This is a genomic window from Pseudomonas sp. ARP3 (assembly GCF_001029595.1).
In the GTDB taxonomy this organism is placed as follows: domain Bacteria; phylum Pseudomonadota; class Gammaproteobacteria; order Pseudomonadales; family Pseudomonadaceae; genus Aquipseudomonas; species Aquipseudomonas rhodesiae.
Genome location: NZ_LEKF01000008.1, coordinates 84,752 through 110,953 on the forward strand (window position 1 = coordinate 84,752; position 26,202 = coordinate 110,953).

Consider the following 26,202-nt stretch of genomic DNA (forward strand, 5'->3'; position numbering starts at 1 on the left):
AAAAACCGCGACTCAGCCAGGCTGGATCGCGGTTTTTTTTGTTGCCAGGGCTGGAGTCAGCGGCGCGGCAGTGCAGCGATCACGTCTTCGGCTTGCAAGCCTTTGTCGCGATTCATTACGGAGAACTCCACGCGCTGGCCTTCCACCAGGACGCGATGGCCTTCGCCGCGAATGGCCCGGAAGTGGACGAAGATGTCGTCGCCCGAATCGCGGGAAATAAAGCCGAAGCCTTTGGAGGTGTTGAACCACTTGACGGTACCGGTATCCCGATTGGTCATGTCGTAGGTTTGCGACGCGGCCGCCGGAGATGCACGGTAGAAGCTGATGGCCAGATGAAGAGCGATGGCGACCACAGCAATGACCAGGCTGAGCAGGATGGCCGGGTGGCCGCCCACTTCAGGCATGGGTGCCAGGAGGGTGAGGGTTTGTACGACAACGGTCAGAACCAACAGCGCGCTGACCAGGTTTTGCAGTTGATGACGAGTGCCCTTGTTCCAGTAAGGGACCACGGGTGCCAACGTCAGGTTAAGAAGGCCGAACAGTGCCAGGTACAGCGCGTCGTGTTGTTGCAGGTACGGCAGGCTCTCTGGTTGCAGGCTCGGTATAAAGGACAGCAGCAAAGCTGCAACGCCCGTTAGCAGGTGGACGATTTTCAACATTTTGATTAACTCACGTTAAGACGGATCACTAGGAAGAGCTGACTGGCACGGTTCGCTTCTGAACAATGGGAGGCGTTGGGCACGTGCGCGGGTATCAGCCTATGCCGGCCATCGCAGACATTAACGATGGCGACACGCTGCCTATTTAACAGCAAAGGCCGTGCCTTCTCAAATCAAGCATTTCGGGGTGTTGCAAGGGGCGGGGCATTTCCTTGGCAAACGCTTGTCCTAGACAGGTGTGCTTGTTTTGGAATGGCTTTTTAGGATATTTCCTACCTTGATTGGCGAATTACCACTCAAGGGCGATTTGTCGCACCTCGCTCGCTGCGCGTCACCTGTGCGCTTGCTAGAGTGGTGTTGCACCTGATCAATGAATGCTTGTCAATTGAAGGGGATAAACATGGCAATCGATATCGGTATCAGTGAAGAAGATCGTAAATCCATCGTCGATGGGCTTTCGCGTCTGCTTTCCGATACCTATGTACTGTACTTGAAGACCCACAACTTCCACTGGAACGTTACGGGCCCCATGTTTCGAACGCTGCACCTGATGTTTGAGGAACAGTACAACGAGCTGGCGCTGGCGGTGGACTCCATTGCCGAGCGTATCCGCGCATTGGGCTTCCCGGCGCCGGGCGCTTATTCGATCTACGCTCGTCTTTCTTCGATCAAGGAGGAGGAGGGCGTGCCGAGCGCCGAAGAGATGATCCAGCAACTGGTGGCGGGCCAGGAGGCCGTTACGCGTACTGCCCGCGGCATCTTTCCGTTGCTCGACAAAGTCAGCGATGAGCCGACTGCGGATCTGTTGACGCAACGTATGCAGGTCCACGAAAAGACCGCGTGGATGTTGCGTTCCCTGCTCGAAGCCAAGTAAGTCGAGTCTGAGCGGCGCCGTCCTGGCGTCGCTCGCTCGTTTCTGCACGCTTCCTGGCGTTGTCCTACAGGTATCAACTCCCTGTCTTCTGGCTGAGCCCGCGCTTCCTGCTGTTTGATAAGCCCACTGTCCAATGGGAGCGACCCATGGGCTGCTGTTTGGCAATGGAGTGTCAGGTGTATGTCACGCGCAGTGAGTAATGGAGTCATGGAATCCTGTGGCTTTCATCAGATAAAGATCGATCCCTTTGCCAAAGGGTTCGATATGGGGTTGGCAAGGCCATTGTCCCGATCAGTCAGGCTCAACGGGTTTTCGACGTGCCTGCGGCTTGAGCAGATCTATTGGAATATCCTTACGGAAATCGCCAGGATCAACGCCTGTTCAGTCAGTGCGTTACTGTCTTACGTCGATCGGGAAGTGCACTTGCGTTATGGAGGTGTGAAAAACTTCAGTGGTCTGGTCAGGGTGGTGTGCGTGGTTCACCTGTTAAAAGGCCGTACGGCTGCGCCCGACCCGGAGTAAACAAAGGTGCCCGGGGTCGGCTCGCTGTGTTGGCGGGCTGGCTCCCGGGCAGAAAGCCGGCTGCGCTGGCTCGATTTACCAGATATAATCCCGCGCTTTGCTGCGCAGGCCGGGGCTTTACCCTTCGGGCAGGCGTGGCGCAGTAACGATCTGTTCGCCGAGACATCGCCATGCCCATGTACGACTATCAATGTGCTTCCTGTGGTCATCAGTTGGAAGCCATCCAGAAGATCAGCGCCGCGCCGTTGGTCGATTGCCCGGCCTGCCAGGCTCCTGAACTCAAGAAGATGTTGTCCATGCCGGGCTTTCGCCTCAGTGGCAGCGGCTGGTACGAGACCGATTTCAAGACCGGCGCCAAGAAGAATCTGGCGGGCGGCGACAAAGCAGACTGAGTTGAACTCTACGCGCAGGCTCCTGCATTATCCGTCACCTGGCTTATATGAACGGTGACGAGGCAGGCCTCCACCGAATTTCGAATTACGAGAAGTGAAACCACGACCATGATGCGCAGCCACTATTGCGGCCAACTGAACGAGACCCTGGAAGGTCAGGAAATTACCCTTTGCGGATGGGTTCACCGTCGCCGCGACCACGGCGGGGTGATCTTCCTCGATATCCGTGATCGTGACGGTCTGGCCCAAGTGGTGTTCGACCCGGACCGCGCCGAGAGCTTTGCCGCCGCCGACCGCGTGCGCAGTGAGTACGTGGTGAAGATCACCGGCAAGGTGCGTCTGCGTCCGGCAGGTGCCGTGAACAAGAACATGGCCTCCGGCGGTATCGAGGTGTTGGGCTACGAACTGGAAGTGTTGAACGAGTCGGAAACCCCGCCGTTCCCACTCAACGAATACTCCGACGTCGGCGAAGAAACCCGCCTGCGCTACCGCTTCCTGGACCTGCGTCGTCCGGAAATGGCCGAGAAGCTGCGTCTGCGCTCGCGCATGACCACCAGCATCCGTCGCTTCCTCGACGAGAACGGCTTCCTCGACGTTGAAACGCCGATCCTGACCCGGGCCACCCCGGAAGGCGCGCGTGACTACCTGGTGCCTAGCCGCACCCACGCCGGTAGCTTCTTTGCCCTGCCGCAATCGCCGCAGTTGTTCAAACAGTTGCTGATGGTGGCCGGCTTCGACCGTTACTACCAGATCGCCAAGTGCTTCCGCGACGAAGACCTGCGCGCCGACCGTCAGCCGGAATTCACCCAGATCGACATCGAGACCAGTTTCCTCGATGAAAAAGAGATCATGGGCCTGACCGAGCAGATGATCCGCAACCTGTTCAAAGAAGTATTGGGCCTGGAATTCGGCGAATTCCCGCACATGACCTTCGAAGAAGCCATGCGTCGCTACGGTTCCGACAAACCAGACCTGCGTAACCCGCTGGAACTGGTGGACGTGGCCGATCAGCTGAAAGAAGTCGACTTCAAGGTGTTCAGCGGCCCGGCCAACGACCCTAAATGCCGCATCGCTGCCCTGCGCGTGCCTGGCGGCGCGAGCATGCCGCGCAAGCAGATCGACGACTACACCAAGTTCGTCGGCATCTACGGTGCCAAGGGCCTGGCGTACATCAAGGTCAACGAGCGCGCCAACGGCGTTGATGGCCTGCAATCGCCCATCGTGAAGAACATCCCGGAAGCCAACCTGAACGTGATCCTCGATCGCGTGGGTGCGGTCGATGGCGACATCGTGTTCTTCGGTGCCGACAAGGCCAAGATCGTCAGCGAAGCGCTGGGCGCGCTGCGGATCAAGCTGGGCCACGACCTGAACCTGCTGACCTGCGAATGGGCGCCGATGTGGGTCGTTGACTTCCCGATGTTCGAAGAGAACGACGACGGCAGCTTCAGCGCCTTGCACCACCCGTTCACCGCGCCGAAATGCTCCCCGGCCGAGTTGGAGGCCAACCCGGCGGGCGCACTGTCGCGCGCTTACGACATGGTGCTCAACGGCACTGAGCTGGGTGGCGGTTCGATCCGTATCCACCGTAAAGAGATGCAGCAAGCGGTCTTCCGTCTGCTGGGCATTGATGAGGCGGAGCAGGAAGAGAAATTCGGCTTCCTGCTCGACGCCTTGAAGTACGGGGCCCCGCCCCACGGTGGCCTGGCCTTCGGTCTGGACCGTCTGGTGATGCTGATGACCGGTGCCCAGTCGATCCGTGAAGTGATCGCCTTCCCGAAAACCCAGAGTGCCGCGGACGTCATGACCCAGGCACCGGGCGTAGTGGATGCCAAGGCATTGCGCGAGCTGCATATCCGCCTGCGCGAGACGCCGAAGGCTGAGTAAAGCTGCTGCGTGAAAGCGCACTGAGGTTTACGCGGTCTAAAAAGGCGCATCTTCGGATGCGCCTTTGCGTTACAAGGGTTGTGTTTTTAAAGAGAAAGGTCCGGCCTGGGGCGGGATTGATCAGGTTTCTAGAGAATTCGGAGTTGTGTTATGGCTGGCCATTCCAAGTGGGCGAACATCAAGCACCGCAAAGAGCGTCAGGATGCCAAGAAAGGCAAGATCTTCACCAAGTGGATTCGCGAATTGACCGTCGCTGCCCGTCAGGGCGGCGGTGATCCGGGCTCCAACCCGCGTCTGCGCCTGGCGTTGGATAAGGCGCTGGGCGCCAATATGAGCCGCGACATTATTGATCGCGCCGTGGCCCGTGGTGCCGGTGCTGCCGATACCGACGACATGGTCGAGCTGACCTACGAAGGCTACGGCCCGGGCGGCGTGGCGGTGATGGTCGAGTGCATGACCGATAACCGTAACCGCACCGCGGCTGCCGTGCGCCATGCGTTCAGCAAGTGCGGTGGCAACCTCGGTACTGACGGGTCGGTGGCGTACCTGTTTGAGCGCAAGGGGCAGATCACCTTCGCGCCGGGCACCGATGAAGACGCGCTGATGGAAGCGGCGATGGAGGCGGATGCCGACGACGTGGTCACCAACGACGACGGTTCCATTGATGTTTTCACCTCGTTTGCCAGTTTCTACGCTGTGCGCAATGCGTTGGAAGCTGCCGGCTTCAAAGGCACCGACGCAGAAATCGTGATGCTGCCGACGACCAGTGCCGAATTGGACCTGGAAGGCGCGCAGAAAGTGTTGAAGCTGCTGGATATGCTTGAAGACTTGGACGATGTACAAAACGTCTATTCGAATGCCGATATTCCAGAGTCAGTGGCCGAACAGCTAGGCTGAAGCACGATGTGGATTGATGGTGGGAGGGGGCTTGTCCCCGATAGCGGTGTATCAGTCGCTGTATGTGGCGACTGATACTCTGCAATCGGGGGCAAGCCCCCTCACACATTGAATCTTCCCTGTATCAAAAAATGTGTTTAACCCAACCCGCAGGCGTTATGACTTTAATCCTAGGTATCGACCCCGGTTCGCGCATCACCGGTTTTGGCGTGGTGCAGCAGACTCCGCGTGGCTGCGTCTACGTTGCGTCGGGTTGTATTCGTACCGGTTCGGGGGAGTTGGCCGAGCGCTTGCAGATCGTCTATCGCGGCGTGCGTGAAGTGATCCAGACCTACGGGCCGGTGACCATGGGTATTGAAAAAGTGTTTATGGCCAAGAACGCCGACTCGGCGCTCAAACTCGGCCAGGCCCGTGGTGCGGCCATTGTTGCTGGCGCGGAGGAGGGCATGGAGATCGCCGAATACACCGCGACCCAAGTCAAGCAGGCTGTGGTCGGTACTGGTGGTGCCAATAAAGAGCAGGTGCAGATGATGGTCATGCACATGCTCAAACTCACGGCTAAACCGCAAATCGACGCCTCCGACGCCCTGGCCATTGCCATCTGCCATGCGCACACCCGTTCCAGCCTGCTGCCTCATGGCCTGGGTACGGCACGCAGTCGTGGCGGTCGCCTGCGTCTCTGATAGCATCAGCGCAATCGTGATTTCCGGTCAGGCTTTGATCTGACCCTAAGTGTTAAGGATCTGTACCGTGATTGGACGTTTGCGCGGCACCCTGGCTGAAAAACAGCCGCCGCACCTTATTTTGGATGTCAACGGGCTGGGCTATGAGCTGGAAGTGCCCATGACCACTCTGTATCGCCTGCCGTCGGTCGGCGAGCCGCTCACGCTGCATACCCATCTGGTGGTGCGCGAAGACGCGCAATTGCTCTATGGTTTCATTGGCAAGCGCGACCGTGACTTCTTCCGCGAACTGATCCGCCTCAATGGCGTGGGACCGAAACTGGCGCTGGCCTTGATGTCGAGCCTGGAGGTGGATGAACTGGTGCGTGCCGTCTCGGCGCAGGACACCTCGGCCCTGACCAAGGTGCCAGGCGTCGGCAAAAAGACCGCCGAGCGCTTGCTGGTGGAACTCAAGGACCGCTTCAAAGCCTGGGAAGTGGTGCCGAGCATGTTTGCCTTGGTGCCGAACCAGCCTGATATGCCGGCGTCCCAGGTTGCCAGCGCCGAAAGCGATGCAGTCAGCGCGTTGATTTCCTTGGGCTACAAACCCCAGGAAGCGAGCAAAGCGGTATCGGCCATCAAGGATAAGAACCTGAGCAGTGAAGACATGATCCGCCGCGCCCTGAAGGGAATGATTTAAGTGATTGAAGCTGATCGTCTGATCGCGGCCACCGGCCCGCGCGACCGTGAAGAAATCCAGGACCGGGCCATCCGCCCCCTGAGCCTGGCTGAATACATCGGCCAGCCCACCGTGCGCGAGCAGATGGAGCTGTTCATCCAGGCGGCGCGCGGGCGCAGTGAGTCCCTGGACCACACGTTGATCTTCGGTCCGCCGGGGCTGGGCAAGACCACCCTGGCCAACATCATTGCCCAGGAAATGGGGGTGTCGATTAAGTCCACCTCAGGTCCGGTGCTGGAACGTCCCGGTGATCTGGCAGCGTTGTTGACCAACCTAGAGCCGCACGATGTGCTGTTTATCGACGAAATCCACCGGCTTTCGCCGATTGTCGAGGAAGTACTTTACCCGGCAATGGAGGATTTCCAACTCGACATCATGATTGGCGAAGGCCCGGCGGCTCGCTCGATCAAGCTCGATTTGCCGCCGTTCACTCTGGTGGGCGCCACCACGCGAGCGGGGATGCTGACCAATCCGCTGCGAGACCGTTTTGGGATTGTTCAACGTCTGGAGTTCTATAGCACGGCGGATCTGGCCACGATCGTCAGTCGTTCGGCGAGCATCCTTGGCTTGCCGCTGGACCCTGAAGGCTCGTTTGAAATCGCGCGGCGTGCCCGGGGCACACCGCGTATCGCCAACCGTTTGCTGCGTCGTGTGCGTGACTTCGCCGAAGTGCGCGCCAAGGGGCACATTACCAAGGCGGTGGCTGACCTGGCGCTCAACCTGCTGGATGTGGACGAACATGGCTTCGATCATCAGGATCGGCGTCTACTCTTGACCATGATCGAGAAGTTCGACGGTGGCCCGGTAGGCGTGGACAGCCTGGCTGCCGCCATCAGCGAAGAGCGCCATACCATCGAGGATGTGCTTGAACCGTACCTGATTCAGCAGGGCTATATCATGCGCACGCCAAGGGGGCGGGTGGTGACGCGTCATGCTTATCTGCATTTTGGATTAAACATTCCGTCACGATTGGGCGAAATGCCCGTAGTAGACGAATTCCTCGATGCAGTGGACGATTAAAAGCGCTCGGCTCGACGATTTATTCAAGGTTTGTGCTGTCCCAGTGACTGGCGTCGTCATTCTGTCAGTGAAAATGTTTCAGAGAATGAAAAAACAGTTGCCTGGCCGGATTGGCAACCTCAGGAGTAAGCACTAGAGTATGCGCGCGCAAAACGGGGATCAGTCGTTCGCACATCGCTGTCGCGTTTATTACGAGGACACCGATGCCGGCGGCATCGTTTATTACGTCAATTACCTTAAGTTCATGGAGCGGGCTCGAACCGAGCGGCTACGGGAGCTGGGCTTTGCCCAATCCCAGCTGGCAGGGGAGGACCTGTTATTCGTCGTGCATTCCAGCGAGGCGCGTTATCACGCCCCGGCGCGACTGGATGATGAACTGCTGGTTAGCGCTGAAGTCATCGAATTGAACCGTGCCAGCCTGCGCTTCAAACAGCAGGTCAGGCGGGCAACGGATGCAACGCTGCTCTGTGAGGGGCAGTTTTTGGTGGCGTGTGTACGCACCAACAGTTTGAAACCTCGGGCCATTCCCGAAACTCTACGTGTGGCCTTTGCCGCCGTGAGCGGCGCGGGTAAACAATCAAAGCAGGAGATTTAGCGTGGAACCTACCGTCGTCGACCATTCCTCCATGTGGAGCCTGGTCAGCAATGCCAGTGTTGTGGTTCAACTGGTCATGCTGACCCTGGTAGCCGCATCGGTTACCTCTTGGGTCATGATTTTTCAGCGCAGCAACCTGCTGCGTGCCGGTCGACGTGCCCTGGAGAGCTTTGAAGAGCGCTTCTGGTCGGGTATCGACCTGTCCAAGCTCTATCGCCAGGCCGGCAGCAATCCAGACCCGGATTCGGGTGTGGAGCAGATCTTCCGTGCCGGCTTCAAGGAATTCTCCCGTCTGCGCCAGCAGCCTGGTGTAGACCCGGAAGCGGTGATGGAAGGCGTGGCCCGCGCCATGCGCGTCGCCATTTCCCGCGAAGAAGAGAAGCTTGAGCAGAGCCTGCCTTTTCTTGCCACCGTTGGCTCCGTCAGCCCGTATATCGGCCTGTTCGGTACGGTGTGGGGGATCATGAACTCCTTCCGTGGTCTGGCCCAGGCTCAGCAAGCGACTCTGGCCACCGTGGCTCCCGGTATCGCCGAAGCACTGATCGCCACTGCGATCGGTCTGTTTGCCGCCATCCCTGCGGTGATCGCCTATAACCGCTTTGCCGCACGCGGCGAGAACCTGATTGGCCGTTACTACACCTTCGCCGATGAATTCCAGGCGATCCTGCACCGTAAAGTGCACACCAGCGAAGAATAAGCAGGTACCTCCCGATGGCTTTAATCACTCGAGCTCGAACCAAGCGCAAGCCGGTCGCCGAGATGAACGTAGTGCCTTACATCGACGTGATGCTGGTGCTGCTGGTGATCTTCATGGTGACCGCGCCGATGCTCAACCAGGGTGTGAAGGTTGATCTGCCCAAGGTTTCCAGCGAAGCCTTGCCGCAAGACAACAACACTCAGGTGCTGACCATTTCGATCAAGTCCGACAAGACCTATTACTGGAACCTTGGCAGCGAAGTCGACACTCAGAAGCAACAGGACAAGGCCTTGACGTTGCCGGCGATGACCGATGCGGTGACCAAGATCATTCGCGCCGGTAACGAAGGTGGCAAGCACACCCAAGTATTTATCCGCGGTGACAAAGCAGTCGACTATGGCTCCGTCATGGGTGCCATGGGCGGGCTGCAGAAGGCCGGCGTCGGTAATGTTGGCTTGATTACCGAGGCGCCCTGATGCACCAACAGCGAGAGCCGTCCGCCTCGGAAAGCTACTTCTGGCCTAGCGTTTGGGCGATTGCCCTGCATGTGCTGGTGTTTGGCATGTTGTTCGTCAGCTTTGCCATGACCCCGGACCTGCCGCCAGCCAAGCCGATCGTGCAGGCGACCCTGTATCAGCTGAAATCGAAAAGTCAGGCCACTACCCAGACCAATCAGAAGATTGCGGGTGAGGCTCAGAAGTCGGCTGCGCGCCAGACTGAAGTCGAGCAGATGGAACAGAAGAAGGTCGAGCAGGAAGCGGTGAAGGCTGCTGCGGAACAAAAGAAAGAAGAGGCGGCTCAAAAGGCCGAGGAATCGAAAAAGGCTGACGAAGCCAAGAAGGCCGACGAGGCGAAAAAGGCTGATGAAGCCAAGAAAGCCGAGAAAGCTGCCGAAGCTAAAAAGGCTGAAGAGAAACAATTGGCTGATATAGCCAAGAAGAAATCTGAAGAAGAAGCCAAAAAAGCTGCCGAAGAAGAGGCCAAGAAAAAGGCCGCTGAGGAAGCTAAGAAGAAGATAGTCGAGGACGCGAAGAAGAAAGCCGCCGAAGACGCCAAGAAAAAAGCTGAAGCAGACGAGGCGAAGAAGAAAGTCGCCGACGACGCGAAGAAGAAAGCTGCCGCTGATGCCCAGAAGAAGAAGGCTCAGGAAGCAGCGCGCAAATCCGCCGAAGAGAAAAAGGCCCAGGCCTTGGCAGATTTGCTTTCCGACACGCCGCAGCGTCAGCAAGCCTTGGCCGATGAGCGTGGCGATGAAGTCGCGGGCAGTTTCGACGACCTGATTCGGGCGCGGGCGGCGGAAGGCTGGACACGTCCACCTTCGGCACGCAAAGGCATGACAGTAGTGCTGCAGATCGGCATGTTGCCGGACGGTACGGTGACTTCGGTCAGCGTAGCCAAGTCCAGTGGTGACGGTTCGTTCGACAGTTCGGCGGTTGCCGCGGTCAAGAACATTGGCCGGTTGACCGAGATGCAGGGAATGAAACCAAGCGACTTCGCTCCCTATCGTTCATTCAAGATGACATTCACACCTGAGGATCTAGCCTTGTGAGAAACCTTCTTCGAGGAATGCTTGTCGTTATTTGCTGTATGGCAGGGATAGCGACGGCGGATGAAAAGAACATCCTGGTTACCAGCGGTAGCGATCGGGCCACTCCGATCGCGGTAGTGCCGTTCGGTTGGCAAGGCGGCAGTGTATTGCCGGACGACATGGCACAGATCGTCAGTGACGACCTGCGCAACTCCGGTTATTACGCGCCAATTCCAAAAGGCAACATGATCAGCCAGCCAAACCAGGCCAGCGAAGTCGTGTTCCGTGACTGGAAAGCCGTTGGCGCCCAGTACCTGATGGTCGGCAACATTGTGCCGGCTGGCGGCCGCTTGCAAATCACCTACGCGTTGTTCAACGTGGCCACCGAGCAGCAGGTCCTGACCGGCAGCGTGTCGGGCACCACCGAACAATTGCGTGACATGGCCCACTACATTTCGGACCAGTCGTTTGAAAAGCTCACCGGCATCAAAGGTGCTTTCTCTACGCGTCTGCTCTATGTAACGGCTGAACGCTTCTCGGTAGATAACACTCGCTACACTCTGCAACGTTCGGACTACGACGGTGCGCGGGCAGTGACCTTGCTGCAATCGCGCGAGCCGATCCTGTCGCCGCGCTTTGCACCGGACGGCAAGCGTATTGCCTATGTGTCCTTCGAACAGAAGCGCCCACGTATCTTTGTGCAGCATATCGATACCGGTCGCCGTGAGCAGATCACCAACTTCGAAGGCCTTAACGGCGCGCCTGCCTGGTCACCGGATGGCTCGCGCCTGGCGTTTGTGCTGTCTAAAGATGGCAATCCGGATATCTACGTGATGAACATGGCTTCGCGTCAGATCACCCGTGTTACCAGCGGCCCGGGCATCAATACCGAACCGTTCTGGGGCAAGGATGGCTCGACCATCTACTTCACTTCCGACCGTGGCGGTAAGCCACAAATCTACAAGTCCAGTATTGGCGGTGGCGGTGCGGAACGAGTGACCTTTATCGGTAACTACAACGCCAACCCTAAACTTTCGGCTGATGAAAAGACGTTGGTGATGATTCACCGTCAGGATGGTTTCACTAATTTCCGGGTTGCGGCCCAGGATTTGCAGCGCGGAACCGTAAAAATCCTTACAGATACCAACCTTGATGAGTCAGCTACTGTTGCGCCCAACGGCACCATGGTAATCTACGCCACCCGCCAGCAGGGCCGGGGAGTCTTGATGCTCGTGTCCATTAATGGACGCGTAAGGCTCCCGCTTCCTACCGCACAAGGCGAAGTCAGAGAACCATCCTGGTCCCCTTACCTGAACTGACGCGGCGCTACAAAAAGATTTGCTTAACACACTGGGGTTCATTAGGAGTTTCACGATGGAAATGCTGAAGTTTGGTAAGTTTGCTGCTCTGGCTCTGGCTCTGTCCGTAGCCGTTGGTTGCTCGTCCAAAGGCGGCGACAATGCCGGTGAAGGCGCAGCTGTTGATCCAAACGCTGGTTATGGCGCTAACACTGGTGCAGTTGACGGCTCCCTGAGCGAAGAAGCTGCTCTGCGCGCGATCACTACTTTCTACTTCGAATACGACAGTTCGGACCTGAAGCCAGAAGCCATGCGCGCTCTGGACGTTCACGCGAAGGACCTGAAAGCTAACGGCGCTCGCGTTGTTCTGGAAGGTAACACCGACGAACGTGGTACTCGTGAGTACAACATGGCACTGGGCGAGCGTCGTGCTAAAGCCGTTCAACGCTACCTGGTCCTGCAAGGCGTTTCGCCAGCTCAGCTGGAACTGGTTTCCTACGGTAAAGAGCGTCCAGTTGCTACTGGCCACGACGAGCAGTCCTGGGCTCAAAACCGTCGCGTCGAACTGCGTAAGTAATTCGTCATGCGAACGTGCCGTCGTGCTCTAACTGTATTGGCTCTCAGCTTCGCACCGCTTGCGGTGTGGGCTGCGGTTCCTGTGGAAGATAGCAACTCTGGCTATAACAATAGCGGGAGCAGTTATCCGCCAGCGGGTTATGGCACGAACGGCGCCTATGCTGGGGGGGCGGCTACGTCCGCGCCCTCGGCACAGGGCGAACTGTTCAATCAGCTGCAACGCATGCAGGATCAACTTGCGCAGCAACAAGGCGCGATTGAAGTTCTGCAGAATCAAGTGAACCAGCTCAAGCAAGAAGGCCTGGAGCGATACCAGGATCTTGATCGACGTATAGGAGCCGGCGTTACACCTGCCGCCACTCCTGATAATTCTTCTGCCGGTGGCGCGCCAAGCGCTGCTGCCGGTGGTGCAGCAGCCGGGGCGGCCGCTAGCCAAGCCCCCGCCGCCAGCAGCGAACCGGGTGACCCAGCGAAGGAAAAGCTCTATTACGATGCTGCCTTCGACCTGATCAAAGCCAAGGACTTCGATAAAGCCAGCCAGGCTTTTACCGCATTTCTGCGCAAATACCCCAACAGCCAATATGCGGGCAACGCTCAATACTGGCTTGGCGAAGTCAACCTCGCCAAGGGTGATTTGCAAGGTGCCGGCCAGGCATTTGCCAAGGTCAGTCAGCTGTACCCCAAGCACGCCAAGGTGCCGGACTCGCTGTATAAGCTGGCTGACGTAGAGCGCCGCCTGGGTCATACCGACAAGGTCAAAGGCATTCTGCAGCAAGTAGTGGCCCAGTATCCGGGGACGTCCGCTGCCCAGTTGGCTCAACGCGACCTGCAACGCTTGTAAGCGAAGCTGCCCGTTTAGAAGAAACCCGCGCCTGGCGCGGGTTTTTTCGTTAGAATCCACGCCCTTTTATGAAACACGCTTCTTGGGGTCTACGCGTTGGCGGGGTTCCTAGAAGTGCCTGACGGAGGCGGACAGCCTGTTTAGCTGTTACGCCCGTGGCGATTATGCAAGACACATTACGTATTACCGAAGTTTTTTACTCGTTACAGGGTGAAACGCGAACCGCAGGCCTGCCTACTGTATTTGTACGGCTGACAGGTTGCCCTTTGCGTTGCCAATACTGTGACAGCGCTTACGCCTTCAGTGGCGGCACCGTGCGTACCCTCGACGATATCCTGGAGCAGGTGGCAGGTTTCAAGCCCCGTTACGTCTGCGTGACGGGCGGTGAGCCCCTGGCACAGCCCAATGCCCTCCCGTTGCTCAAGCAGCTGTGTGACGCAGGTTATGAAGTGTCTCTGGAAACCAGCGGCGCCTTGGACATCTCTGCGGTAGACCCTCGCGTGAGCCGCGTGGTCGACCTCAAGACCCCGGATTCAAAAGAGGCGCATCGCAACCGCTACGAAAATATGGATCTGCTGAGCGTCAACGATCAGGTCAAGTTCGTGATTTGTTCTCGTGATGATTACGACTGGGCAGTATCAAAGCTGATTCAGTATGGTCTTGAGCGGCGCGCAGGTGAGGTGCTGTTTTCCCCAAGCCACCATGACCTGAATGCCCGCGACCTGGCCGACTGGATAGTGGCAGACAATCTGCCGGTGCGCTTGCAGCTGCAGCTCCATAAATACCTGTGGAACGACGAGCCGGGTCGTTGAAATTCAGCTTCTCGGACTCGGCCTTGGTGGGTTGTATGGGGCTTGCAAATAGCCTGAATCACGGCGATAAGGTGTTTTTTCTGATTTATTTTAAATAAGGTGTTGAATAGTCCTTAGAAATCAGTATTATACGCGCCACCACACAGCGGGTCGTTAGCTCAGTTGGTAGAGCAGTTGGCTTTTAACCAATTGGTCGTAGGTTCGAATCCCACACGACCCACCATTTTTAGCGGTTTAGAAAATCCGGAAGGCCCACGTAAGTGAGGATTTCCGGGTTTTTTTTTGCCTGCGATTTGGGGGGCGGACGGAGTCGGAAGGGTTTGAAAGACGCCTCGGGCAGTACTACAGCGATGATCCCGGAGGTTCCCATTTTTTACCCGACAGGCACCCCCGCGAATACCAGATTAGGCTTTTGAATCCATTCGATATTCTGTAGCCTTGCCCAGCTTCTGTTTCACCCGTGCTTGATGAACACAATCACTTCGTCCGGCGGTGCCCGAAGGGCTCCAGAGCCGGTGGTACACTCGACTTTCGCGCTTCTGCGCCTGCAGGTCTTGCGAACATGACGCACATTTCCGAACGCTTACTGGTTCAAGCCCATCTCGACGGCAAGCAGCCTAAGGCTCTCAGCGCCGAGGAAGAGGCGAGCCTGCGTACCGCCATCGCCGCTGAGCTCAAAGCTCAAGACGCGGTGCTGGTAGCCCACTTTTATTGCGATCCGGTGATTCAGGCCCTGGCCGAAGAGACCGGTGGCTGTGTCTCCGACTCCCTGGAAATGGCTCGCTTCGGCGCCGCGCACCCGGCCAAGACCGTGCTGGTTGCCGGCGTGCGTTTCATGGGGGAGACGGCCAAGATCCTTACACCTGAAAAACGCATTCTCATGCCTACGCTTGAAGCGACCTGCTCTTTGGACCTGGGCTGCCCGGTAGATGAGTTTTCGGCGTTTTGCGATCAGCATCCCGAGCGTACCGTGGTGGTGTACGCCAATACCTCGGCTGCGGTAAAAGCGCGGGCTGATTGGGTGGTGACGTCCAGCTGTGCGCTGGAAATTGTCGAGAGTCTGATGGACAACGGCGAAACCATCATCTGGGGCCCGGATAAACACCTGGGCACCTACATCCAGCGCCAGACCGGCGCCGACATGCTGCTGTGGGACGGTGCCTGCATCGTCCATGAAGAGTTCAAGTCCAAGCAGCTGGAAGATATGAAGGCGCTGTACCCGGATGCAGCCATCCTAGTGCACCCGGAGTCTCCCACGTCGGTGATCGAGCTGGCCGATGCGGTGGGCTCCACCAGCCAACTGATTGCCGCCGCGCAGCGTTTGCCGAACAAGACTTTCATCGTGGCGACCGACCGCGGGATCTTCTACAAGATGCAGCAGCTATGCCCGGACAAGGTCTTCGTAGAAGCGCCTACGGCCGGCAACGGTGCGGCATGTCGCAGTTGCGCACACTGCCCGTGGATGGCCATGAATACGCTGGAGCGCACGCTGCAGTGCCTGCGTGAGGGCAGCAACGAGATCTTCGTCGAACCCTCAGTGATTCCACAGGCTGTGAGACCGCTTAAGCGCATGCTGGATTTTACTCAGGCTGCGCGCCTGAAGCTGGCCGGTAACGCATAGTCGAGTGCGGTAAAAAACGTGGGAGGGTATGGCCCTCCCACATTTTGATCTGTACCAGGCACGGGGTTATTTTTTCTGCTTCGGAATCCGCACCAACTGCGTATCCGAGTAGATGTCATGCCAGCTGCGTTTCTGCTTGTCGAACAGCGACCAGAGAAACCCTAGCCCCACGCACAGCCACGACGCAATTGACACCACAAAGCGCAGCAGCGCTTGCCACAGGCTGATCCGCGAGCCGTCGGCGTTCTGCACGCGTACGCCCCACACCTGCATGCCCAAGGTCTGGCCGGAATGGGTCCAGAACTTGGCGAAGAACCCAAACAGTACAAACAACAGAATCGTCGACAGCAGTGGGTCGCCATCCAAGGCGCCCGATTCGGTCAACGTGCGCATCCTGGCTTCGCCCATGAACGCGATCCAGATCAGTTTGTAAATAAACGCGGTGACGATCATCAGGGCGGTGCACAACAGGAAGTCATAGAACATCGCTGCCAAACGACGACCCAGGCCAACGGCGGGAAATTCGCCTTGGGGGCTCAGCAGGGGTTTGGACATGGCAGGGCTCTCGGAAGGAAAAAGCCATTTTACGGAATTGCGCCCATAAAAAAGCCCCTGATGTCATATCAGGGGCTTTTTGTCGCAGAGGAATCAGCCTTCTGCTTGAACTTCGTCAGCCTGCATGCCTTTTTGGCCTTGCACCGCAACGAAGGTCACTTTCTGGCCTTCTTTCAGGCTCTTGAAGCCGTTGCCCTGAATAGCGCGGAAATGCACGAACAGATCCGGACCGCTTTCTGGAGTGATAAAACCAAACCCTTTCTCGTCGTTAAACCACTTGACGGTACCGCTCTGACGTTCAGCCATTTTCTTATTTCCTTGACGCTAAAAAATTAATGACAGCCCCTTTCACGCGAAAGAGTACTGGGCTGGGTTGCAGGAAAGTAAGAGACGTCGAACGGGTTGTAGCAAAACTACTTCAGCTACTGCCCAGGTCCAGGTTCCAAGCGACCCATGCAAACACAGTGGGCAAACTCTACGCCAACTAATACGATAAAAACAAGCCCTGCCGGACGCCCCGCATTGCGCGGGCTGATGACACTTCGTTGAATATAATGGAACCGACTTATTCGATAGTCCTAATCACTTGATATAGGCAGCCGCCAGTCATATTAACTATCGTAAATGCACTGTTTTATGGCGGTCGCGTTACAGTTTAGTGCACCTTGGCGCGACCGCGTTACTTATAGGAACAGTCAATCAGCCACGGTAGTAACGCTGTGGCACAAATGGCATTTTACTTACACGAAGTGGCACCTTTTTCCCACGCACCAACGCAGAGACTTCTGTATCCAGAGCGGTAAAGGCGCTGTCGAGGTAACTCATGGCCAGTGGGCCGCCCAGGCTTGGGCCGAAGCCGCCGCTGCAGACGCTGCCAATCACGCTGCCGTATGCGTCGACGATCTCAGCGCCTTCACGTACTGGCGTGCGTTCCTGGGGCAGCAAGCCCACGCGCTTGCGGCTCACGCCAGTCTGTTGCTGGGTGAAGATCCGGTCCGCCCCCGGGAACCCCCCGGCGCGGGCACCGTCGGCGCGGCGTGCCTTGGAGATGGCCCATAGCAGGCTGGCCTCGATAGGCGTGGTGTCGGTGTTCATGTCATGACCGTACAGGCACAGGCCGGCTTCCAGACGCAGGGAGTCGCGGGCGCCCAGGCCGATGGGTTGTACTTCGGTTTCGGCCAGCAGGCTGCGGGCCAGGCTTTCAGCGCTGGCCGCAGGCACGGAAATCTCAAAGCCGTCCTCGCCGGTGTAGCCGGAGCGGCTGACGTAGCAATCCACACCCAGCAGGCGCACGGCGGCGAACTGCATGAAGGTCATCTTGGTCACTTCCGGCGCCAGTCGCGCCAGCACCTTCACCGCTGCAGGGCCTTGCAGCGCCAACAGGGCGCGCGCTTCGAACAGCGGCTCGATGGTGCACTGATCACCGATGTGTTGGCGCAGGTGGGCCAGGTCTTGATCCTTGCAGGCCGCATTGACCACCAGGAACAGCTCATCGTTGCCCAGATTGGCCACCATCAGATCATCGAGGATGCCGCCCTGATCGTTGGTGAACATCGCGTAGCGCTGCATGCCCACCGGCAGGTCGATGATGTCGACCGGCACCAAGGTTTCCAGGGCCTTGGCGGCATTGGCGCCACTCAAACGGATCTGACCCATATGGGACACATCGAACAACCCGGCCTGATCACGGGTGTGCTGATGCTCCTTCATGACACCGAGCGGGTATTGCACCGGCATGTCGTACCCGGCGAAGGGCACCATGCGTGCGCCCAGCTCGATATGCAGGGCATGCAGCGGGGTTTTCAATAGGGTTTCGGTGGACATGTTCAGCTCCTGAAAAAACGTGCTGGCGCGCCTTTAGGCGTCAGCACTCGATAATGTTGACCGCCAAACCGCCACGGGCGGTTTCCTTGTATTTGCTTTTCATATCGGCGCCGGTCTGGCGCATGGTGCGGATGACCTTATCGAGGGACACGAAGTGCTGCCCATCACCACGCAAGGCCATGCGCACAGCGTTGATCGCCTTCACCGAGCCCATTGCGTTGCGCTCGATGCAAGGCACTTGCACCAGGCCGCCAATGGGGTCGCAGGTCAGGCCGAGGTTGTGCTCCATGCCGATCTCGGCGGCGTTTTCCACTTGCGAAACGCTGCCGCCCAACACCTCACACAGTGCGCCGGCGGCCATGGAGCAAGCCACGCCGACCTCACCTTGACAGCCCACCTCGGCGCCGGAGATCGACGCATTTTCCTTGTAAAGAATGCCGATGGCGGCGGCGGTGAGCAGAAAACGCACCACGCCGTCTTCGTTCGCTCCTGGGATAAAGCGCATGTAGTAATGCAGCACCGCCGGAATGATCCCGGCCGCACCGTTGGTGGGCGCTGTGACCACGCGCCCGCCGTTGGCGTTTTCTTCGTTGACCGCCAGGGCGTACAGGTTGACCCAATCAAGCACCGACAACGGATCGCGCAACGCCGATTCCGGGTTTTTGCACAGTTGACGATGCAGGGCCGCGGCGCGGCGCTTGACCTTCAAACCACCGGGCAAAATGCCTTCGTTGCGACAGCCAGCGTCGACACAGTCTTGCATGACCTGCCAGATTTTCAGCAGGCCGGCCCGGGTTTCCGCCTCTGGACGCCATGCGCTTTCGTTGGTCAGCATCACTTGGCTGATGGACAATCCGTACGTCGCACAATGCCCAAGCAGGTCCTTGGCGCTCTTGAATGGAAAGGTCAGGGGCGTGGCGTCTTCGACAATCCGGTCAGCGCCGGCGGCACCTTCATCCACCACGAAGCCACCGCCGACTGAGTAGTACTCGCGGCTGCGGATCTGCAGGCCGGCGGCGTCGAAGGCGCGGAAGATCATGCCATTGGGATGATAAGCGAGGGGCTTGCGGATCATCGCCAGGTGTTCTTTCTCGTTGAACGCAATGCTGTGTTCGCCAAGCAGGTTCAAGCGACCGTCGCTGCGCATCTGCGCCAGGCGCGTGGCCACGGTTTCGGTGTTCACGGTGTCCGGGTGTTCGCCTTCCAGGCCCAGCAGCACGGCTTTGTCGCTGCCGTGGCCTTTGCCGGTGGCGCCGAGGGAGCCATAGAGTTCCACCTTGACGTGAGTGGTGGCGCTCAACAGCGCGTCACGCTTGAGCCCCTCGACGAATCGAGCGGCGGCGCGCATCGGGCCGACGGTATGGGAACTGGAGGGGCCGATGCCAATCTTGAACAGGTCGAACACGCTTAAAGACATGAGTGGTTCTCCGGTTTCTTGTTATAGGAGCAGCGGCAAGCTCCAAGCCACAAGCGGTAAGAAAGAGCCTCTCGGCTTTTAACTTGCAGCTTGTAGCTTGCCGCTTCCAACTGCTTTAGGCATAAAGCTCTATCGACGGGCACGCACACACCAGGTTGCGATCGCCAAACACGTTGTCGACCCGGCCCACCGGCGGCCAGTACTTGCCTTCGATCAACGACGCGACCGGGTACACCGCCTGTTCACGGCTGTACGGATGGCTCCACTCACCCACCAGTTCGGCGGCGGTGTGCGGGGCGTTTTTCAGTGGGTTGTCGTCTTTATCCAGGGTGCCGTTTTCCACCGCGCGGATTTCTTCGCGGATGGCAATCATCGCGTCGCAGAAGCGGTCCAGTTCTTCCTTGGATTCGCTCTCGGTCGGTTCGATCATCAGGGTGCCCGCCACCGGGAACGACATGGTCGGGGCATGGAAGCCGAAGTCGATCAGACGCTTGGCCACGTCATCCACGCTGATACCGCTGCTGTCCTTGAGCGGGCGCAGGTCCAGGATGCACTCGTGTGCCACCAGGCCGTTGCTGCCGGTGTACAGCACGGGGTAGTGCTCTTCGAGGCGACGGGAAACGTAGTTGGCGTTCAGGATCGCCAGCTGCGAAGCGCGCTTGAGGCCCGCGCCGCCCATCATGCTGATGTACATCCAAGTGATCGGCAGGATGCTCGCGCTGCCGAATGGCGCCGCGCACACCGCGCCTTCCTTGCGCTCCATGGCCGCATGGCCCGGCAGGAAAGGCGTGAGGTGCGATTTGACGCCAATCGGGCCAACGCCTGGGCCGCCACCGCCATGGGGGATGCAGAAGGTCTTGTGCAGGTTCAGGTGGGACACGTCGCCGCCGAACTTGCCCGGTGCGCACAGGCCTACCATAGCGTTCATGTTGGCGCCGTCGATGTACACCTGGCCGCCGTTGTCGTGGATGATCCCGCAGATTTCGCGGATGCCTTCTTCGAACACGCCGTGGGTGGACGGGTAGGTGATCATCAGCGCGGCCAGGTGCTCGCGGTGCTCGATCGCTTTGGCGCGCAGGTCTTCGATGTCCACGTTGCCACGGGCGTCGCAGGCGGTGACGACCACGCGCATGCCGGCCATGTTGGCGGTGGCTGGGTTGGTGCCGTGGGCGGACGAGGGGATCAGGCAGATATCGCGACGGGCTTCGCCACGGCTCTGGTGATAAGCACGGATCGCCAGCAGCCCGGCGTATTCGCCTTGGGAACCAGCGTTCGGTTGCAAGGAGATGGCGTCATAACCGGTGGCCGCGCAGAGCATGGCTTCCAGGTCGGCGGTCAGTTGCTGGTAACCGGCGCTTTGTTCGGTTGGGGCGAACGGGTGCAGGGCGCCGAACTCGGCCCAGGTCACCGGGATCATTTCGCTGGCGGCGTTGAGCTTCATGGTGCACGAGCCCAACGGAATCATGGTGCGGTCCAGCGCCAGGTCCTTGTCGGCCAGTTTGCGCAGGTAGCGCATCAGCTCGGTTTCGGAGTGGTAACGGTTGAACACTGGGTGGCTGAGGATCGGCGATTGACGCAGCAGCGCCGCCGGCAGGCAGCTGTCGGCTTGGGCGTCGAAAGCGGGCAGGGCCTTGCCGTCGGCGAAGATCGCCCACAGGGCCTGGATATCGGCCTGGGTAGTGGTTTCATCGACCGACAGACCAACCCGCTCAGCGTCGACCACGCGCAGGTTGATGCGCTGGGCGCGGGCCTTGTCGTGCAGGGCAGCGGTGGCGGCGCCGGTGTTGAGGGTCAGGGTATCGAAGAACTGCGTTTGCTCGACCTTCAGGCCCAGCGCGCTCAGGCCTTTGGCGAGGATGGCGGTCAACTGATGAATGCGTTGGGCGATCTGCGTCAGGCCTTTGGGGCCGTGATACACCGCGTACATGCTGGCGATGTTGGCCAGCAGCACTTGGGCGGTGCAGATGTTGGACGTGGCTTTCTCGCGGCGGATGTGCTGCTCGCGGGTCTGCATGGCCAAACGCAGGGCCGGCTTGCCGAAACGGTCAACGGACACGCCCACCAGACGGCCTGGCATATCGCGCTTGAACGCATCTTTGGTGGAGAAATAGGCCGCATGCGGGCCACCGAAGCCTAGCGGCACGCCGAAGCGTTGTGCGCTGCCGATGGCCACGTCGGCGCCGAATTCACCCGGTGGGGTCAACAGGGTCAGGGCCAGCAGGTCGGCGGCCACGGCCACCAGGGCGTTGGCGGCATGGAAGCGCTCGGTGAGTTCGCGGTAGTCGAACACATCGCCATTGCTGGCCGGGTATTGCAGCAGGGCGCCGAAGAATGGGCTGAAGTCACTCAGTTCGCGCTCATCGCCCACCACCACATCGATGCCCAATGGCTCGGCACGGGTGCGCAACACGTCGAGGGTCTGCGGGTGGCTGTGGATCGAGGCGAAGAAGGCATTGCTGCCTTTGTTCTTGCTCAGGCGTTTGCAGAAAGTCATGGCTTCGGCGGCGGCGGTGGCTTCGTCGAGCAGGGAGGCGTTGGCGATCGGCAGGCCGGTGAGGTCGCTGATCAGGGTCTGGAAGTTCAACAGCGCTTCCAGGCGGCCCTGGGAAATCTCCGGCTGGTAAGGGGTGTAGGCGGTATACCAGGCCGGGTTTTCCAGGAGGTTGCGCAGGATCGGCGCCGGTGTGTGGCAGTTGTAGTAGCCCTGGCCGATGTAGGTCTTGAACAGTTGGTTCTGGCTGGCGATGGCTTTGATTCGCGCCAGCGCCTCGGCTTCGCTCAGGCCGTCTTCCAGGCCGAGCACGCTGGTGCCCTTGATGCTTTCCGGGATCACGCTGGCGCTCAGGGCTTCCAGGGAGTCAAAGCCCAGGCTGGCGAGCATGTGTTGCTCGTCTGCCTGGCGCGGGCCGATATGGCGGGCGATGAATTCGTTGGCGGTGGTGAGATTAACGGTCATGGCGTGCTCCTCAGGCTTCGGCGTTGGCTTTGATCAGGCGGTCGTACGCGTCCTGATCCAACAGCGTAGTCACTGCATGTGCATCGGCCGGTTTAAAGCGGAAGAACCAGCCATCGCCCATCGGGTCTTCGTTGACCAGCTCCGGGCTTTCGCTGAGCTTGTCGTTCACTTCGAGCACTTCACCGTCCAACGGCATGTACACGCCGCTGGCGGCTTTGACCGATTCCACGGTGGAGGCTTCGTCGCCCTTGGTGTAGGCCTGCAGCTCTGGCAGTTGCACGTAAACCACATCACCCAGTGCATTCTGTGCGAAAGCGGTGATGCCCACGGTGACGCTGCCGTCGGCTTCGGCGCGCAGCCATTCGTGATCTTCAGTAAAACGCAACTCGCTCATGCAAACTCCTCAGGGCCAGAATTCGTCTGGTGGACGGAATGGGAACAGTGGCAGTTGCTTAGCAAAATCGCGGCCAATGTTATTTAAGTCATATGAATCAATGGGTTATAGAAAATTGACGATATGAGGTGTGCGTGAGGTGTAGCGATTTCGCTACAGTCGAGCGGCTGAAAAAAAGCCTATGTGGATCAAAGCCTTGCATGGCGCGTAAAAAGCAGGGTTGTAGCGATATCGTTACGCTGTAGCGCTTTCAGTACAGTGGATGTCGTTCTCAGACCAAACCGTTGCGGTGCATTCAATGTGGGAGGGGGCTTGCCCCCGATGACTACCGATCAGCCAACTAACCTGTGACTGACCCGCCGCCATCGGGGGCAAGCCCCCTCCCACATTGTCTGTGTTCCATAGTCAGATCCCATGGACCTGTTCAGGGCTTGTTGGGAATACCGTACTTACGCAATCGATGGGCGATGGCCGTGTGCGAGGTGTGCAGACGGCTGGCCAGTTGGCGAGTCGAGGGGTAGCTGGTGTAGAGCTTTTCCAACAGGTCGCGCTCGAAGTCTTCCACGGCCTGTTCCAGGCTGTCGATTTCCACGTCGCTCTGGCGCGCCACCGAGGTGCCGGCGATGTCCAGGTCGCCGATGTCCACCAGGCTGCTTTCGCAAATGGCTGCGGCACGAAAGATCACGTTCTGCAATTGGCGTACGTTGCCCGGCCAGCGGTTGCCCAGCAGCGCCGGGTAGGTGCCTGGCGCCAGGCGGCACACTGGGCGCTGGATCTGCGCGCAGGCCTGCTGCATAAAGTAGCGCGCCAGCAGCAGGATGTCCTGGCCGCGCGCGCGCAGGGGCGGCACTTCCACGTTGAGCACATTGAGGCGGTAAAACAGGTCTTCACGGAAGGTGCCTTCGCTGACCATTTTTTCCAAGTCGCGGTGGGTGGCGCTGAGGATGCGCACGTTGACCTTCACCTCACGGTCACCCCCGACCCGGCGGAAGCTGCCGTCATTGAGAAAACGCAGCAGTTTGGCCTGCAGGTACGGCGACATTTCGCCGATCTCATCCAGGAACACCGTGCCCTGGTTGGCCAGTTCCATCAGACCCGGTTTGCCGCCGCGTTGGGCGCCGGTAAAGGCACCCGGTGCGTAACCGAACAGCTCGCTCTCGGCGAGGTTTTCCGGCAGCGCCGCGCAGTTCAAGGCCAGGAACGGTGCACTGGCGCGTGCGCTGATGGCGTGGCAGGCGCGGGCCACCAGCTCTTTGCCGGTGCCGGTTTCACCCTGGATCAGCAACGGAGCATCCAGCGCCGCCACCCTTTGCGCGCGGGCCTTGAGGGTGCGGATCACCGGGGACTCGCCCAGCAGCGCATCGAAGCCCTCTGCATGGTCGTGGTGCAGGGCCGACAGCTGTTCGCCGATACGGTTGGGCTGGTAGAGGGTGAGCAGAGCGCCGGCATCGGTGATCGGCGTGGCGTCGAGCAACCAGGTCTGGCCGTTCACGCTGATCTCGCGCAGCGGCAGGCGAAAGCCCTGTTCCAGCAGGGTTTCCAGCAAGGCCGGGTCATTGAATAGCGCGCTGATGCTTTCGCCGGCCGGTTCGCGGCCGTACAGCGTGATCAATGCCGGATTGGCCAGCAGGATCTTGCCCGCACTGTCCACGGCCAGCACTGGGTCGGTCATGGCGGCCAGCAGGGCATCCAATTGCAGGTGACGGCGTTGGCCAGGGAGGATGTCCACCACGGTCACCGCCTGCACGCCGTGCACGCTGAACAGGGCGTCGCGCAGTTCTTCCAGCACTTCGGCGCTCAACGTCGGTGCATCGATATAGACGTTGGGCGGCACCATCTCCACCGCATCCAGATTCAGATTGCGCCCACCCAGCAGGGCCAGGACTTCCTGGGTGATGCCGACGCGGTCGATGAAGCTGACGTGGATACGCATGGGATGGCGTTGGGTTCTGGGGTGCGGAGGGTGCCAAGTATGCCTTGCAGGCGATAGAGATCAAACTGTGAAAGGGGGCTTGCCCCCGATCACGACGTGTCAGCCAAGGTATCGGTGGCTGATTCGCCGCTATCGGGGGCAAGCCCCCTCCCACAGTTTTAACGGTAGTGTGTCCGTGCGACCGGATTATGCCAGGTGTTCGGGTTTGACCGGGTCGCCCGATTTCACATCCAGCTGGTGCCGCACATCCTCGAACATCAGGTCGTACTGTTTGTGCATCGAGCCGTTCAATACCGCTACCTTGGGCATGCCGTATTTCTGCGCAATATTCATCGCATGACGGGCAAAGTCGAATGCCTGGTCCTTGGGCAGGAAGAACGTCTCCTTGAGTTCATTGCCCTGTACCGAGCCATGAATCGTGAACTGCATGCCCTTGCCTTCCTTCGGGTCCTGCTCAACCTGATAGTCGATACAGAGGTTGTAGCTGTAGTCGTCCTTGTTCAGCGCATGTCGCTCGATATGCAAGTGACCGGATTCAAAGGTGGCCATAGGCGAATCTCCTCTACTTCACAGATAGGTGATGCCAGGTGTTGCCGTGCTGATGCGTGTGCCGGCGGTGCCCTGGACGATCGCTTCGATGTCCGAGAGTGAACCGATCACGGCGGTTTTGCCAGTGCGGCGGGCGAACTCGCAGGCGGCCTGAACCTTGGGCCCCATGGAACCGGCGGCGAAGCCGAGTTTTTCCATGTCGTCGGGATGGGCCTGGCCGATGGCCTTTTGCGTGGGTTTGCCATAGTCGATGAAGGCGGCGTTGACGTCGGTGGCAATCACCAACAAGTCGGCGTCCAGTTGCGAGGCCAGCAGCGACGAGCACAGGTCTTTGTCGATCACGGCTTCGATGCCCTTGAGTTTGCCGTCTTCGCCATACATCGTTGGGATGCCGCCGCCGCCGGCGCAGATCACGATGGCGCTTTTTTCCAGCAGCCACTTGATCGGGCGAATTTCAAAGATGCGTTTGGGCCGTGGGCTGGCGACTACGCGGCGGTATCTATCGCCGTCCGGTGCAATCGCCCAGCCTTTTTCAGCGGCGAGTTTTTCCGCTTCGTCCTTGGAGTACACCGGGCCGATGGGCTTGGTGGGGTGCTTGAACGCTGGGTCGTTGGCGTCCACTTCCACTTGGGTGAGCAAGGTGGCGAACGGCACTTCAAAGTCCAGCAGGTTGCCTAGTTCCTGTTCGATGATGTAGCCGATCATGCCTTCGGTCTCGGCGCCCAGCACGTCCAGCGGGTAGGGCGAGACGCTGGTGTAGGCCGCCGCCTGCAATGACAACAGGCCGACCTGCGGACCATTGCCGTGGGCGATTACCAGTTCGTTGCCAGGGTGGATCTTGGCGATCTGTTCGGTGGCGATGCGGATGTTGGCGCGTTGGTTGTCCGCGGTCATGGGTTCACCACGGCGGAGCAGGGCGTTGCCGCCCAGGGCTACGACGATGCGCATAAAGAATGT

General features: G+C 59.1%; 27 protein-coding genes and 1 tRNA gene. 18 read left to right on the forward strand and 10 right to left on the reverse strand.

Translation table 11 applies throughout. From position 1 onward, the window contains the following. Positions 1-56: 56 nt before the first annotated feature. Positions 57-659 (reverse strand): cold-shock protein, encoded by a 603-nt coding sequence (locus ABX75_RS29855; protein ID WP_034100182.1) that lies wholly within the window; start codon positions 657-659, stop codon positions 57-59. 400 nt (positions 660-1,059) lie between these two features. Here ABX75_RS29855 and ABX75_RS11760 point away from each other — a divergent pair, with 400 nt between their 5' ends. From ABX75_RS11760 to nadA, 18 genes are all read left to right on the forward strand, one after another. Next, a complete protein-coding gene (locus ABX75_RS11760; RefSeq protein WP_034100180.1) occupies positions 1,060-1,533 on the forward strand; it encodes a Dps family protein in 474 nt (157 codons plus the stop codon). Between the two features lie 180 nt (positions 1,534-1,713). Further along, positions 1,714-2,055 (forward strand): ribbon-helix-helix domain-containing protein, encoded by a 342-nt coding sequence (locus ABX75_RS11765; protein ID WP_034100178.1) that lies wholly within the window; start codon positions 1,714-1,716, stop codon positions 2,053-2,055. A gap of 170 nt (positions 2,056-2,225) precedes the next feature. Further along, positions 2,226-2,447 carry an FmdB family zinc ribbon protein gene (locus tag ABX75_RS11770; RefSeq protein ID WP_003193872.1) on the forward strand — a complete coding sequence of 74 codons (222 nt, stop codon included), beginning with the start codon at positions 2,226-2,228 and terminating at the stop codon, positions 2,445-2,447. A gap of 108 nt (positions 2,448-2,555) precedes the next feature. Beyond that, complete coding sequence (aspS, locus tag ABX75_RS11775; RefSeq protein WP_034100175.1) at positions 2,556-4,331, forward strand: aspartate--tRNA ligase; 1,776 nt, start codon at positions 2,556-2,558, stop codon at positions 4,329-4,331. Positions 4,332-4,481: 150 nt separating this feature from the next. After that, positions 4,482-5,228, forward strand: a complete 747-nt coding sequence (locus ABX75_RS11780) for a YebC/PmpR family DNA-binding transcriptional regulator (protein WP_034100173.1) — start codon at positions 4,482-4,484, stop codon at positions 5,226-5,228. 158 nt (positions 5,229-5,386) lie between these two features. Beyond that, a complete protein-coding gene (gene ruvC, locus ABX75_RS11785) occupies positions 5,387-5,911 on the forward strand; it encodes a crossover junction endodeoxyribonuclease RuvC (RefSeq protein ID WP_034100171.1) in 525 nt (174 codons plus the stop codon). A 67-nt stretch (positions 5,912-5,978) separates the two neighbouring features. Further along, a complete protein-coding gene (ruvA, locus tag ABX75_RS11790) occupies positions 5,979-6,590 on the forward strand; it encodes a Holliday junction branch migration protein RuvA (RefSeq protein WP_034100169.1) in 612 nt (203 codons plus the stop codon). Continuing rightward, positions 6,591-7,649: a Holliday junction branch migration DNA helicase RuvB gene (gene ruvB / locus ABX75_RS11795; protein WP_034100167.1), complete on the forward strand. Its 1,059-nt coding sequence runs from the start codon at positions 6,591-6,593 to the stop codon at positions 7,647-7,649. Between the two features lie 139 nt (positions 7,650-7,788). Further along, positions 7,789-8,244, forward strand: a complete 456-nt coding sequence (ybgC, locus tag ABX75_RS11800) for a tol-pal system-associated acyl-CoA thioesterase (RefSeq protein ID WP_034100165.1) — start codon at positions 7,789-7,791, stop codon at positions 8,242-8,244. Between the two features lies 1 nt (position 8,245). Beyond that, complete coding sequence (gene tolQ / locus ABX75_RS11805; RefSeq protein ID WP_010208111.1) at positions 8,246-8,941, forward strand: protein TolQ; 696 nt, start codon at positions 8,246-8,248, stop codon at positions 8,939-8,941. Between the two features lie 23 nt (positions 8,942-8,964). Further along, on the forward strand, positions 8,965-9,417 hold the full coding sequence (gene tolR / locus ABX75_RS11810) for a protein TolR (protein WP_162276712.1): 453 nt from the start codon (positions 8,965-8,967) through the stop codon (positions 9,415-9,417). After that, on the forward strand, positions 9,417-10,490 hold the full coding sequence (gene tolA / locus ABX75_RS11815) for a cell envelope integrity protein TolA (RefSeq protein ID WP_034100160.1): 1,074 nt from the start codon (positions 9,417-9,419) through the stop codon (positions 10,488-10,490). Before tolR ends, tolA begins: the two co-directional genes overlap by 1 nt. A gap of 17 nt (positions 10,491-10,507) precedes the next feature. Next, positions 10,508-11,788 (forward strand): Tol-Pal system beta propeller repeat protein TolB, encoded by a 1,281-nt coding sequence (tolB, locus tag ABX75_RS11820; RefSeq protein WP_034100158.1) that lies wholly within the window; start codon positions 10,508-10,510, stop codon positions 11,786-11,788. Between the two features lie 55 nt (positions 11,789-11,843). After that, complete coding sequence (gene pal, locus ABX75_RS11825) at positions 11,844-12,344, forward strand: peptidoglycan-associated lipoprotein Pal (protein WP_034100156.1); 501 nt, start codon at positions 11,844-11,846, stop codon at positions 12,342-12,344. A gap of 6 nt (positions 12,345-12,350) precedes the next feature. Beyond that, positions 12,351-13,184: a tol-pal system protein YbgF gene (gene ybgF, locus ABX75_RS11830; RefSeq protein ID WP_034100154.1), complete on the forward strand. Its 834-nt coding sequence runs from the start codon at positions 12,351-12,353 to the stop codon at positions 13,182-13,184. Positions 13,185-13,348: 164 nt separating this feature from the next. Then, positions 13,349-13,996, forward strand: coding sequence for a 7-carboxy-7-deazaguanine synthase QueE (queE, locus tag ABX75_RS11835; protein ID WP_034100607.1), 648 nt, complete (start codon positions 13,349-13,351; stop codon positions 13,994-13,996). Between the two features lie 147 nt (positions 13,997-14,143). Continuing rightward, a tRNA-Lys gene (locus ABX75_RS11840) sits at positions 14,144-14,219 on the forward strand. A 339-nt stretch (positions 14,220-14,558) separates the two neighbouring features. Continuing rightward, positions 14,559-15,617 carry a quinolinate synthase NadA gene (nadA, locus tag ABX75_RS11845; protein ID WP_047881987.1) on the forward strand — a complete coding sequence of 353 codons (1,059 nt, stop codon included), beginning with the start codon at positions 14,559-14,561 and terminating at the stop codon, positions 15,615-15,617. Positions 15,618-15,683: 66 nt separating this feature from the next. Here the strand turns inward: nadA and ABX75_RS11850 are convergent, their stop codons facing one another. The 9 genes from ABX75_RS11850 to arcC all read right to left on the reverse strand — a co-directional run bounded on the left by ABX75_RS11850 (position 15,684) and on the right by arcC (position 26,193). Next, a complete protein-coding gene (locus ABX75_RS11850) occupies positions 15,684-16,172 on the reverse strand; it encodes an RDD family protein (protein WP_034114976.1) in 489 nt (162 codons plus the stop codon). Between the two features lie 93 nt (positions 16,173-16,265). Then, a complete protein-coding gene (locus tag ABX75_RS11855) occupies positions 16,266-16,478 on the reverse strand; it encodes a cold-shock protein (RefSeq protein WP_003365337.1) in 213 nt (70 codons plus the stop codon). A 393-nt stretch (positions 16,479-16,871) separates the two neighbouring features. Continuing rightward, positions 16,872-17,996, reverse strand: a complete 1,125-nt coding sequence (gene gcvT, locus ABX75_RS11860) for a glycine cleavage system aminomethyltransferase GcvT (protein ID WP_047881988.1) — start codon at positions 17,994-17,996, stop codon at positions 16,872-16,874. A gap of 40 nt (positions 17,997-18,036) precedes the next feature. Then, positions 18,037-19,413 carry an L-serine ammonia-lyase gene (locus tag ABX75_RS11865; RefSeq protein WP_034100144.1) on the reverse strand — a complete coding sequence of 459 codons (1,377 nt, stop codon included), beginning with the start codon at positions 19,411-19,413 and terminating at the stop codon, positions 18,037-18,039. 115 nt (positions 19,414-19,528) lie between these two features. Beyond that, on the reverse strand, positions 19,529-22,369 hold the full coding sequence (gcvP, locus tag ABX75_RS11870) for an aminomethyl-transferring glycine dehydrogenase (RefSeq protein WP_047881989.1): 2,841 nt from the start codon (positions 22,367-22,369) through the stop codon (positions 19,529-19,531). 10 nt (positions 22,370-22,379) lie between these two features. Then, positions 22,380-22,763 (reverse strand): glycine cleavage system protein GcvH, encoded by a 384-nt coding sequence (gene gcvH, locus ABX75_RS11875; RefSeq protein WP_034100140.1) that lies wholly within the window; start codon positions 22,761-22,763, stop codon positions 22,380-22,382. A gap of 424 nt (positions 22,764-23,187) precedes the next feature. Further along, positions 23,188-24,696 carry a sigma-54-dependent transcriptional regulator gene (locus tag ABX75_RS11880; protein WP_034100138.1) on the reverse strand — a complete coding sequence of 503 codons (1,509 nt, stop codon included), beginning with the start codon at positions 24,694-24,696 and terminating at the stop codon, positions 23,188-23,190. Between the two features lie 186 nt (positions 24,697-24,882). Continuing rightward, positions 24,883-25,245 carry a DUF5064 family protein gene (locus ABX75_RS11885; protein WP_034100136.1) on the reverse strand — a complete coding sequence of 121 codons (363 nt, stop codon included), beginning with the start codon at positions 25,243-25,245 and terminating at the stop codon, positions 24,883-24,885. 18 nt (positions 25,246-25,263) lie between these two features. Further along, positions 25,264-26,193 carry a carbamate kinase gene (arcC, locus tag ABX75_RS11890; protein ID WP_047881990.1) on the reverse strand — a complete coding sequence of 310 codons (930 nt, stop codon included), beginning with the start codon at positions 26,191-26,193 and terminating at the stop codon, positions 25,264-25,266. Positions 26,194-26,202: the final 9 nt, after the last annotated feature.